The sequence below is a fragment of the Shivajiella indica genome (assembly GCF_042683085.1).
GTDB lineage: Bacteria > Bacteroidota > Bacteroidia > Cytophagales > Cyclobacteriaceae > Shivajiella > Shivajiella indica.
On the sequence record NZ_JBHUIV010000006.1, the window covers coordinates 113,510 to 124,717 of the forward strand.

Consider the following 11,208-nt stretch of genomic DNA (forward strand, 5'->3'; position numbering starts at 1 on the left):
TATTACCCTGCAAAAAAACTGATGTTTTTTGCAGGGTATTTTATTATCCCAAATCAAAGCTATTGATCATTACAATTAGACTTTTTCCTTATTGGATGTTACTGACAATGATAAATTTCAATTCTAAAGGAATATTATATTTTTTATTTTTCATTTCTTCAGATATTTCAAATGAAAAAAATTTTATTTGGATTTTGTATAGAAATCAGTCTTTTGCTTTTTTATGATATCGATTCCGAGAAAATTTCATGCAATTATTGATAATGTATTTTTAATTTTATTTTATTAACAAAAACATAACAAAATAACCTTTTTGTTAAAAAATTTGCAAAACATAAATTAACCTGCTATGTTTGTATCGAAGTCAGTAATCTTTTAGGCTTCACCCACAAATAGCCGGCCTCCAATTGTTTAAAATTGGGAAAATCCCAAAGAGGTCTTAAATCAGAAAAAATTTCTTAAACCTATTAATTATTACTACTATGAGAGTATTCAATGCATTAATTCTAGCATTTGGCATTTCGGTAAATGCCATGGCTTACCAGACAGGAGAAGATCCTGTAGCATCTGCGGTATCCATTAGAAAAGTGGATGAAGAAAAGGTCCAATTACGATATGGAGCAAATCCTGAAGGACCGGTAACAGTTAAAATTTACAACGAAAACAATGTTTTGGTTCAAAAAGACAGAATTGTTGCCAAGAATCCTTTTGCAAAATATTATGATTTCTCACAGGTTGGCCCTGGTAATTACAGTGTAGAAGTTGTGGATGCAAACCATATGGTAGAGCATTTGGCTGTAAACATTGGCAAGAAAAACAATGCCACTGCTCCTTTGGTCTATTCCAAATTGGAGAAAGTTGAAAATAACAGTTACAAACTATTGGTGAATTCGCTTCTTCCTGCGGATATGTCTATCATGGTTTTCGAAAACGATAGATTAGTTTATGAGGAGAATTTGGATAGTGCCAGTGGTTTCCAAAAGCTTTTTAAACTTCATGGAATCAGCCCTAGTTCAAAAGTGGAATTCTATGTAAAAACCAATGACGGTTTTTCTAAAATGATGGCCACGAGATAATTTCCTGAAGTTTGGAATAATCAAAAAGCCGCTGATTTCAGCGGCTTTTTTTGATTTATAATCTGTCGGTCTTGACATTTAAAATCCCTGAATTCGTTACAGCTTAATAATTCATCAGGAATTCTTTATTTCTAATAATGATCTCCTGTAAACTTTCAGTTTTTATCCTTTGGATTTTAAGGCTGTTATAGTCCTCTTTTGGCCTTGCGTCTTTCAAGTTTCTTCTTCTCTTTTTCCAGAATTTTATGTAACCCAGCAGGAAGGCTTTTAATGACCATTTCCACTGCTTCTTCCGGTGTATCCACAATTCTGGAAAATCCTATTTCTTCAGGCGAGAACACCCCCTCCTTCGCCATGTAGGAAACAAAATCCCTTAGTCCTTTCCAAAACTCACTTCCTACAAGAATCAAAGGAAATGGTCCGATTTTCCCACATTGGATCAGAGTAGCCGCTTCAAACAATTCATCCAAAGTTCCAAGCCCGCCCGGCATAATGATGAAGGCACAGGAATATTTGACCAACATGGTCTTTCTTACAAAAAAGTAATTGAATTCTATGGTTTCATCCACATACGGGTTGGGTTGCTGCTCATGAGGAAGAATAATATTTAAACCTAAGGAATTTCCACCTGCTTCAAATGCTCCACGGTTTCCGGCTTCCATGGCACCGGGGCCTCCGCCAGTGAGTACAGTGAAACCTGCTTCTGCAAATTTTCTGCCTACTGACCTGGAAAGTTCATAATACTCATCTTCCGGCTTGAATCTGGCCGATCCAAAAATCGTGATGGCTGGCCCTAATTTCAGGAGTTTTTTAGCAGCTTTTTCAAATTCCTTACTGACCTTTTTAATCCTTTCTTTCTCTTTTTCAATCGTTCTCGTTTGATTTAAAAATTCAGATTCTCCATCCCTGTTTTTTTTCTTTGCTTTAGGCAATTCATAATTCATCTGGGAATTTGACCAGTTTTTCTTCCATGAATTTTCCCACTCCTCAGCAGTTAACTTTTTAAGGTTAGAATTTTTACTTTCTTCCATAACAAGAATTTAATTAGAAATAGAATTTTAATTTTTTCAATTTAAATGATGAAATATCTTTGATAAATCAACTTTTTTAAAAGTTATGAAATATTTTTCTAATTCTTTTCTGGTTTTAGGGGATAAAAAAAAGCCCTCTAAAAATGAGGGCTTTTCTGTTTGATTTTAAAGAAAATATTTAAGCCTAATGACTTCTTTTTCAGCCAAAAACCTATACCTGCCCCTAGGCAGGTCTTTTTTGTCCAGTCCTGCATACATGACCCTGTCAAGGGCAACTACTTCATAACCCAAATGAGCAAAAATCCTTCTCACTATCCTGTTTCTGCCTAAATGGATTTCCAAACCCAATATGGTTCTGTCTTTGGATAAAACCTGCATGTCATCTACTTTTGCAGGGCCATCTTCCAGATTAAGGCCCTCTAAAATGGCTTCTTCATCTGCATGGGTGATAGGCTTATCTAAAGTGACCTGGTAAATTTTTTTCACATTATAAGATGGGTGGGACAATTTGGCCGCTAATTCTCCGTCATTGGTAAACAACAAAAGACCAGTTGTATTTCTGTCCAACCTTCCTACGGGGAATACCCTTTCTTCACAGGCGTTGGCAATAAGATTCATGACCGTTTTTCTTTCCATAGGATCATCAGTCGTGGTGATGAAGTCCTTTGGTTTATTGAGCAGGAGGTAAACCGGTTTCTCCGGATTGATCAATTTTCCTTTATAGGTGACTTTATCTGTTTTTTGAACTTTATATCCCATTTCAGTGATTACCTCACCGTTTACTTTAATATCACCTTTTTGGATCAAGCTGTCTGCTTCCCGTCTCGAACAGATCCCTGAATTGGAAATATACTTGTTAAGCCGTATTTCCTCTGAGGCATCCTTCTTTTTATGGGTTTTTTCAAGCTTTTCAAAATTATAGTTAGGCCTTTCTTCCTCAGCTTTCTTTACAAATGGTTTTTTGAAAGGCTTCTTAAATTTTTGATCCTTTGAGACTTTAGAGGCAGGTACCCACTCGTGGATTGGTTTTTCATCTTTTCCCCTGCCTTTATATACTTTTTTGAAATCCCCTTCCTCAGGCTTTTCTTTTGAAAACTTTGAACGATAAGTGGAAGATTTTTCATAGGAAGTTTTACCCCCTGTTTCTGATTTGAAATCTTTTTTAAACCCTGGTTTTGAATAATCTTTACGCTTTTCTGTCCTGGGAACCCAATCTTCTGTTTTTTTGGATTTGTCCTTATCTGAAAAACCGGTTTTTTTAAAATCTTTTTTCACTGAAAATTCCTTCTTTGAATCAAATTTACCGCCTTCTTTTTTTGCTGGACGGCCTTTGTCTTCTCTTCTGGAATCAGGCTTTCTGTTATTGTCTTTTCTCATGTTGTATGCAGCATCTCTGCTGGATTAAATATTATCCTTTTAAACGGATTAACTTCCTGATTTAAAAAGGGATGCAAAGATAGTGAAAGAAATCTGAATTTCTTTATCCTCCTAATTCTTCTTATAAAAAGCTTCCACTGCAGCCCTTACCGAACCAAATTGAAAAAGCATTTTTTGGGCCTCTATTTCACCCAGCCCTGTGGATTCCATAATCATTTTGGTACCCCTGTTTACAAGTTTTTTATTGGACAGTTGCATATCCACCATCTTATTGCCCTTCACTCTTCCAAGTTTGATCATGGTAGTAGTGGAAATCATATTCAAGACTAATTTTTGAGCGGTTCCGGCTTTCATCCTGGTACTTCCGGTCACAAACTCCGGGCCTACCACGACCTGAATAGGAAAATCCACTGCTCCTGCCAGTGGGGTATTAAGATTGCAGGTAATACATCCTGTCAATAATCCGGCTTCTTTTGCTGCCTTGACTCCCCCAATTACATATGGGGTAGTACCGGAAGCTGCTATCCCAATCACCGTATCATAAGCGTTAAAACCAAATTCCTGGATATCTTTCCAGGCTTGTTGGGGATCATCTTCTGCATTTTCCACGGCTTTTCTTATGGCCTGGTCTCCACCTGCAATAATTCCTACAACCCAATCAAAAGGTACACCATAAGTAGGAGGGCATTCTGAAGCATCCAAAATCCCCAACCTACCACTTGTTCCCGCTCCAATATAAAATAGGCGGCCTCCTTTTTTCATTCTCGGTACTATTTTTTCAACCAGGGCCTGAATTTGTGGGACTTGCTCTTCTACAGCAAAAGCAACTTTCTTGTCTTCCCGATTGATGTTTTGGAGCAGGCTTTTGATATCCATTTGCTCTAGGTTGTCATATAACGAACTGCTTTCAGTTGTGCTCATAGCAAATTTTGGTGATAAAGTGTTAGACCAGATATCGGGCCTTCTATGACTAAATTGACATGGATATCCACATCATAAGCCGCATTTCTTAAAATATCACTGTTATAAAAAGCAATGGATCCTACAAAATTTACAGATTTATTTTTGTAGTCTTCGTATTTCATGACATGCTTTTTGAAGAAATCCTGAAATGCGTTGTAATACAGCATATAGCAATAAGGATCATTTTTATTTTCGGTGATAAACCTACAGAAACTAGCCATATATCTTCCTGGAAAAGGTCGCTGATAGACATTTTCAATAATGACCTGATTATCAATCTGAAATTGGTCCAGTACTTTTTCCCGAACTTTTTTGGGCATTTCTTCATAGATGAAGTCAGCTAAAAATTTTCGACCTATATAAGCACCGCCTCCCTCATCCCCCAAAATATAACCGGGAGCAGGTCTATTGGCAACAATAAATTCCCCATCATAATCACAGCTGTTGGAACCGGTTCCTAAAATGCAGGCGATTCCAGCTTCATGCCCACAGGTCGCCCTGGCAGCAGCCATGAGATCATGGTCCACATTAATCTCTGCATGTTTAAATATGCTCCTTAATGCATTTTCTACCTGAAGTCTGTTTTTAGCGGAAGAACATCCGGAGCCATAGTAATAGATAATTTCAACTTTATCTCTCAGATCCAATAAAAAATCATCTTGGAGTTCACTGGCCATTTCAACAGCAGTTTGATAATTTGGATTGAACCCAATGCCCCTATGTTGACCAATCTCCCCTGTTTCGTTGATGACACGCCAATCGGTTTTGCTGGCGCCACTATCTGCTATCAATATCATTTCATTGTTCAAGTTTGCCCACTGGTTCAAATTTCAAAAAAACATTTGCATTATGCGGTGCATCCTGAAGCTCATCGGTGAGATCCTGTCCTGCCCAATGTTCATAATGCTTTCCGTTTTTCCAAAGCCTGGAATGGGTTACATCATAAATTAAACCTTGATAAGCTACCCAAATTTCGGGTTTATCCTGCCCATTCCTAAGGGCAAGCTGCTGCCTGCTATAAGATTTCATTTACATGAACTTAAGCTGCGCATTAATCCATCTTTCAGGTACTTCTCCGGATTGTGCCAATTGATAATCCTGATAGCTACAGGGTATTATGCTTGTCCTTTCGAATTTGTCCTGATCATTTTGGGGAATTTCCATCCACCATTTATCACTTCTTTTGCTTTTGTAAAAGATTAAAATGGAAGGTTTGGTATCCAAAGATACGGTATATTTAATATAATCACTCCCTTTAAAGGAAAGGCTATCCTTCCTGTCGTAGAATCCCTCAATAAAATACCAGATCATGGTGGCTATGATTGATGCGGTTTTATTTCGGTTGTCATCAAAATAGGGTTGATAGCCATAAATACCGATAGAGGAAAGTTTTTCATTCATACCTGCAAACCAACAGATTTGACAGGCTTCTTCCCCGGAAAGCCCAAAGGGTTGCGCATCAGCCGCACCCGGTGCATCTGCAGAATTGATGGCTGAAATATCAAAACTCAGCAGGTCTGCATTCCTGATGATGGGTTCAATTTCTTTGAAATTGCTTTTCAGGTTTCCAAGCCTAATGTGCTCAAAATAGAGTTTTTCCAGCACTCCGATCAAATCCTTGTCCACCAAAAAGCTTTGATATCCCAATTGACTATAATTAAAGAGAAAATTAGGCTGGTGAAGAATGATATCCTGGGAATGCGTCTCATGGGCTTCCCCTTCCTCCTCCATATCCACCTTGGCATCAAATGTTACCATGGAAACCAATTTTTTAAGCCCCTGGTAGGAAATGAACTGACCATAATCCAGATCATGGGTTCCGCCAAAAAATACCGGAAGAATCTGCTTTTTCATCAAATATTCACCGACGGTTTGGATATACTGCATAGATTCATCACGGGTTGATCCCAATTTTAGATCACCTAAATCAACGATCTTATACAAACCATGGCCTTTTTTCAAATGATACAGCTTCTCCCGAATTTCAATAGCCGCTCTTTCTACAGAATCTGCTTTAGGCATGCCCCTTTTTTCTTTTAGACCAATAAGTGAGATTTGAACTCCCTTTAAGTCAGGGAAAGTCTCTCCATGAAAATGGATATAATTTAAAAAGGAGTTATGGCTGTATTTTTGAGTGGTTAAAAATTCCGGTACTGGTTCAAAGAAGTTCTTGAGATTCATGATCTGAATTTATGCTATGCTCAAAAATAAAATAAAAAAACGGGAGATAAATAAAAAAGTCCCGCTATTGCGGGACCCCTATGTTAATTAACCACCGAAGTCGTCAAATCTGATATTCTCCTGAGGGATTCCCAGATCATCCAACAGTTTCAAAACCGCTGCATTCATCAATGGAGGGCCGCACAGATAATATTCAATCTCATCTGGCTCAGGATGGTTTTTCAGGTAATTGTCGTACAATACCTGGTGGATGAAACCAATGTATCCATCACCTTCATCATCCAGAGATTTCTTGATTTTCCAATTGTCTTCAGGTAATGGTTCCGAAAGTCCTATATAGAATTTGAAGTTAGGGAAATCCTTTTCAATGTTTCTGAAATGAGGAACATAGAACAGTTCCTTCTTAGATCTACCTCCATACCAATAAGAAACTTTTCTGTTTGTCTTTTCAGTATGGAATAAATGGAAGATATGAGATCTCAAAGGAGCCATACCTGCACCACCACCAATATAGATCATTTCTCTTTGGGTCGGATTGATGTGGAATTCTCCGTATGGACCCGAAATGGTTACTTTGTCACCCGGCTTACGGGAGAAGACATAAGAAGAACAAACACCAGGGTTGACATCCATCCATTTGTTGTTGGCTCTGTCCCAAGGTGGGGTCGCAATTCTAATGGTCAGCATGATGATATTTCCTTCAGCAGGGTGATTGGCCATGGAGTAAGCCCTGAACAGTTCTTCATCATTTTTCATGACCAGATCCCATAATCCGAATTTATCCCAATCACTTTTATAAACATCCTTTGGGTGGCCCAGTTCAGGATGTGGAGTAATGTCCATGTCTTTGAAGTTCACAGTGATCACTGGAACATCAATTTGGATATATCCACCTGATTCGAAATGTAAGGTTTCCCCTTCAGGTAGTTTAACTTTAAATTCTTTGATAAAGGTAGAGACATTGTAATTTGAAACTACTTCGCATTCCCACTTCTTGATGCCAAAAATTTCCTCAGGAATCCTGATTTTCATGTCCTGCTTTACTTTTACCTGACAGGAAAGCCTAACTTTTCCTTGTTTTTCTGCACGGCTAAGGTGGCCTTCTTCAGTTGGTAAAACTTCCCCGCCACCATCTTCGATCACACACTTGCACATGGCACAGGTACCACCTCCTCCGCAAGCGGAAGGAAGGAAGATTTTGTTGTTTCCTAAAGTACTGAGCAGCGTAGAACCTGCGGAGGTAACCAAGGTTTTTTCCCCATTGATGATAATTTTAACATCACCTGAAGAAACCAATTTAGACTGGGCAAACAACAGGATGAAAACCAGTAGCAAAATGATAAGCGTAAATGCTACTATCGATGTAATAATTACTGAACCCATTTAATGTTGATTTTACTTTTTATTTTCAGTATCTAAAAGCCTTTTCAGGCTCACAAATATATTTATAAATCAAGAAATCTGGCTAAATATATACTTATTTTTAACCGCTTGTCATTTCTTGAGTAATAACAAAATTAGGAATTAATTGTTGAGAAGTTTGAGCAATGTCGTCAATCTGTTTTTCAACTGTCTTCTATCGATGATGAAATCCAAAAAGCCATGCTCAAGTACAAACTCTGAACTTTGGAAACCTTTTGGTAAATCTTTTCCTATTGTTTCCCGGATTACCCTTGGTCCGGCAAAACCTATCAGTGCTCCTGGTTCTGCAATATTAAAATCACCCAACATAGCATAAGAGGCGGTAACACCGCCTGTTGTTGGGTCAGTCAGCAAGGAAATGTAAGGGATTCCTGCTTTATCCAATAGGGCAAGTTTAGCTGAGGTTTTAGCCATTTGCATTAAGCTGAACCCTGCTTCCATCATCCTTGCACCTCCTGATTTCGAAATCATCAGAAAAGGAAATTTGTGTTTCAGGGAATAATCAATGGCACGGGCAATTTTTTCTCCGACTACCGAACCCATAGAACCGCCAATAAAATTAAAATCCATACATGCTACTACCAGATCGAGACCGTTCATTTTTCCAACAGCAGTACGTACAGCATCATTGAGTTCGGCTTTTTTGATGGTTTGTTCAATTCTCGATGTATAAGGTTTGGAATCAACAAATTTCAGCGGATCTCCGGACTTCATATTGGCATCAAGTTCATGAAACTTATTGCCGTCAAAAAGAATTTCAAAATACTCCTTAGAACCTATCTTGACATGATAATCATCATCTGGGCAAACGTAAGAATTGTTTTTTAGCTCACGGGTATGGATGATGTTTCCTTTTGGTGTTTTAAACCACAAACCGTCAGGAGCGTCTTTTTTCTCCTCAGTCGAGGTTTTAATTCCTTTGTCTGTTCTTTTAAACCAAGCCATATTTAAATGTTTAGTTCCGAAACTTTCATTTCAGGGATTACAAATTTAGAGGTATTATCCATTAAATAAAATTTGCAGTATCCCTTCCTTGATTTTTTGGTTTAAATCAGGGACTTCAACCCAAATTTTGTAACTAAAGTATTTGTGTCTTGACCTTCAAAATAGCCAAGTTTCTAAATTTCTATTAATTATTTTTGAAATATTCATTTGTAATTTATTCAAATTGCAGGAAATTCAAGCTTGATTATCACCACATACAATGACACTCATACCGCTTTTGATCATTTCAGGGATTATTCTTATCACAGGTTACTTTACTTACGGTAATTTTGTCTATAGGAAATTTGGATTAAGTGACAAAAGGAAGGCCCCTTCCCATACTTTCCAGGATGGGATAGATTACGTCCCCAGCAAGCCTATTGTGGTTTTAGGGCATCATTTTGCATCCATTGCTGGAGCAGGGCCAATTGTCGGGCCGATTATAGCCATTACTTTTGGTTGGATTCCCGCAGTAATTTGGATTTTGGTCGGAGGGATCTTTTTCGGGGCTGTCCATGACCTTGGAAGCATGGCAGCATCACTACGAAATCAGGGAAAGTCAATTGGGGTAATTATTCAGAATAATATTGGTCATAAAGGAAAGCAGTTATTTATACTGTTCAGCTTTTCAACCCTGATTTTGATTATCGGGGTATTTGCTGATATTATAGCCAAGACATTTGTGAACAATGCCGGCGTTGCCTCTGCCTCGATTTTATTTATTATTCTTGCTGTGGCCTTCGGATTTGTCAACAAGTTTGTCGGGAGCAGTAAAAATGCCTTTATCCTGATATCTGTGATAGGAGTAGTACTTATGTATTATTTTGTTTACTTGGGCATGCAGTTGCCTTTTGAGCTGGATTATCAACTGTGGATCTATATTTTGTTGGCCTATGCTTTTTTAGCTTCAGTTACTCCTGTATCCATGCTATTGCAACCTAGGGATTACCTCAACAGTTTTCTATTGTACGGACTTATCATTGCGGCTGTAGTCGGAGTATTCATCGCCAATCCAGAAATAAAAATGGATGCTCAGTTTCACATCAATGCAGATAATTTAGGCTATTTATTCCCCGTCTTGTTTGTCACTATTGCCTGTGGTGCTATCAGCGGCTTTCATTCCTTAGTCGCTTCTGGAACAACCTCTAAACAACTGGATAAAGAAAGTGATGCCAAAGTAGTTGGATTTGGAGGCATGCTGATAGAATCATTTCTGGCCATCATTTCAGTAGGGGCAGTGATCGTTCTTAGCAGAGGAGAATACCTGGAAAGACTGGGAGGAGAAGGTCCGGTTACCCTTTTTGCCAGTGGTCTTGGAAATATAATTTCCGCAATGGGAATTTCAGAGCAGTTTGCAGTGGGATTTGTCGCCTTGACAGTTTCAGCTTTTGCGCTGACAACATTGGACACCTGTACAAGATTGGCCAGATTCACCCTTCAGGAGTATTTTGAAGATGTCAAAAGTCCTGTTGGTATAAAAATTTCCCAAAACCGCTATATTTCCACAACTGTGGTAGTGATTTTATCCATCATGCTTTTGGCTTCTGGAAGTTTTACTACTTTATGGCCTATTTTTGGTTCTGCAAATCAACTCTTGGCAGCATTAGCCCTTTTGACGGTGGCAGTTTGGCTGATGAAGCAAAAAATTAATGCCACTTTTGTGACCATCCCTATGTTTTTTATGTTTACAGTGACGCTAACTTCCCTTGGCCTGTTTGCCTGGAAAAATTTTCAGACCCAAACCTATATTTTATCCATAATCGCGGCATTATTGTTCGTATTGTCCATTGCTTTGATTGTATTGGCTTCAAAGAGTTTGAAGAAAGAATTGAATCCTGAGGTAGAATCTATTAAAGAGAAGGTTTAGGGAAAGGGGACTTATTTGTGAAATTGAATTTTTTCAAATCAGCCGTTTTCTAATTTTCAGCAGAAGAAAAAACTTTAATTTTCTGCTCACCACCACGGGCTATAGCACTTTAATTATGGGGGATTTAAGCCCGAAGGCTTTGATAATTACCTATGAGTTCTGAAAAAACAGCCCGGCAAGTTTTTTCCTGACTTCGACACTGGGACACCCAAAATCAAAAATTGAACATTTTTGCCAGTTTTCGCTGACTCTCGTTCAAAAGCAAGGTCTTTCTCAGCTTTTTCCCTGAAGATTTGAGTTGCATTTC

The 11,208-nt window shown here is 38.3% G+C and carries 10 protein-coding genes; 2 read left to right on the top strand and 8 right to left on the bottom strand.

Annotation, left to right across the window (positions count from 1 at the left end):
* Positions 1 to 482: 482 nt before the first annotated feature.
* Positions 483 to 1,076 (top strand): hypothetical protein, encoded by a 594-nt coding sequence (locus ACFSKV_RS03055; protein WP_380800271.1) that lies wholly within the window; start codon positions 483 to 485, stop codon positions 1,074 to 1,076.
* Positions 1,077 to 1,261: 185 nt separating this feature from the next.
* Here the strand turns inward: ACFSKV_RS03055 and ACFSKV_RS03060 are convergent, their stop codons facing one another.
* From ACFSKV_RS03060 to accD, 8 genes are all read right to left on the bottom strand, one after another.
* Positions 1,262 to 2,107, bottom strand: a complete 846-nt coding sequence (locus ACFSKV_RS03060; RefSeq protein ID WP_380800273.1) for an LOG family protein — start codon at positions 2,105 to 2,107, stop codon at positions 1,262 to 1,264.
* Positions 2,108 to 2,272: 165 nt separating this feature from the next.
* A complete protein-coding gene (locus tag ACFSKV_RS03065; protein ID WP_380800274.1) occupies positions 2,273 to 3,484 on the bottom strand; it encodes a pseudouridine synthase in 1,212 nt (403 codons plus the stop codon).
* 111 nt (positions 3,485 to 3,595) lie between these two features.
* Positions 3,596 to 4,405, bottom strand: coding sequence for an N-acetylmuramic acid 6-phosphate etherase (murQ, locus tag ACFSKV_RS03070; RefSeq protein WP_380800275.1), 810 nt, complete (start codon positions 4,403 to 4,405; stop codon positions 3,596 to 3,598).
* Positions 4,402 to 5,244 (bottom strand): N-acetylglucosamine kinase, encoded by an 843-nt coding sequence (locus ACFSKV_RS03075; RefSeq protein ID WP_380800276.1) that lies wholly within the window; start codon positions 5,242 to 5,244, stop codon positions 4,402 to 4,404. The genes murQ and ACFSKV_RS03075 overlap by 4 nt, the downstream gene beginning before the upstream one ends.
* A gap of 1 nt (position 5,245) precedes the next feature.
* Positions 5,246 to 5,476: a cytochrome b5 domain-containing protein gene (locus tag ACFSKV_RS03080; RefSeq protein ID WP_380800277.1), complete on the bottom strand. Its 231-nt coding sequence runs from the start codon at positions 5,474 to 5,476 to the stop codon at positions 5,246 to 5,248.
* The gene (locus ACFSKV_RS03085; protein WP_380800279.1) at positions 5,477 to 6,628 is read right to left on the bottom strand and encodes a formimidoylglutamase; all 1,152 of its coding nucleotides are present in this window, start codon (positions 6,626 to 6,628) and stop codon (positions 5,477 to 5,479) included.
* An 87-nt stretch (positions 6,629 to 6,715) separates the two neighbouring features.
* Positions 6,716 to 8,011, bottom strand: a complete 1,296-nt coding sequence (gene nqrF, locus ACFSKV_RS03090) for an NADH:ubiquinone reductase (Na(+)-transporting) subunit F (protein ID WP_380800280.1) — start codon at positions 8,009 to 8,011, stop codon at positions 6,716 to 6,718.
* A 141-nt stretch (positions 8,012 to 8,152) separates the two neighbouring features.
* On the bottom strand, positions 8,153 to 8,995 hold the full coding sequence (gene accD / locus ACFSKV_RS03095) for an acetyl-CoA carboxylase, carboxyltransferase subunit beta (RefSeq protein WP_380800282.1): 843 nt from the start codon (positions 8,993 to 8,995) through the stop codon (positions 8,153 to 8,155).
* A 259-nt stretch (positions 8,996 to 9,254) separates the two neighbouring features.
* On the opposite strand from accD, the gene ACFSKV_RS03100 reads away from it, so the two are divergent.
* Positions 9,255 to 10,901 (top strand): carbon starvation CstA family protein, encoded by a 1,647-nt coding sequence (locus ACFSKV_RS03100; RefSeq protein WP_380800284.1) that lies wholly within the window; start codon positions 9,255 to 9,257, stop codon positions 10,899 to 10,901.
* Positions 10,902 to 11,208: the final 307 nt, after the last annotated feature.

Bases quoted from the DNA above. Each gene is read 5' to 3' on its own strand.
- ACFSKV_RS03060 (WP_380800273.1), bottom strand. From the start codon at position 2,107: ATGGAAGAAAGTAAAAATTCTAACCTTAAAAAGTTAACTGCTGAGGAG.
- ACFSKV_RS03085 (WP_380800279.1), bottom strand. From the start codon at position 6,628: ATGAATCTCAAGAACTTCTTTGAACCAGTACCGGAATTTTTAACCACT.
- ACFSKV_RS03055 (WP_380800271.1), top strand. From the start codon at position 483: ATGAGAGTATTCAATGCATTAATTCTAGCATTTGGCATTTCGGTAAAT.
- nqrF (WP_380800280.1), bottom strand. From the start codon at position 8,011: ATGGGTTCAGTAATTATTACATCGATAGTAGCATTTACGCTTATCATT.
- ACFSKV_RS03100 (WP_380800284.1), top strand. From the start codon at position 9,255: ATGACACTCATACCGCTTTTGATCATTTCAGGGATTATTCTTATCACA.
- murQ (WP_380800275.1), bottom strand. From the start codon at position 4,405: ATGAGCACAACTGAAAGCAGTTCGTTATATGACAACCTAGAGCAAATG.
- ACFSKV_RS03080 (WP_380800277.1), bottom strand. From the start codon at position 5,476: ATGAAATCTTATAGCAGGCAGCAGCTTGCCCTTAGGAATGGGCAGGAT.
- ACFSKV_RS03065 (WP_380800274.1), bottom strand. From the start codon at position 3,484: ATGAGAAAAGACAATAACAGAAAGCCTGATTCCAGAAGAGAAGACAAA.
- ACFSKV_RS03075 (WP_380800276.1), bottom strand. From the start codon at position 5,244: ATGATATTGATAGCAGATAGTGGCGCCAGCAAAACCGATTGGCGTGTC.
- accD (WP_380800282.1), bottom strand. From the start codon at position 8,995: ATGGCTTGGTTTAAAAGAACAGACAAAGGAATTAAAACCTCGACTGAG.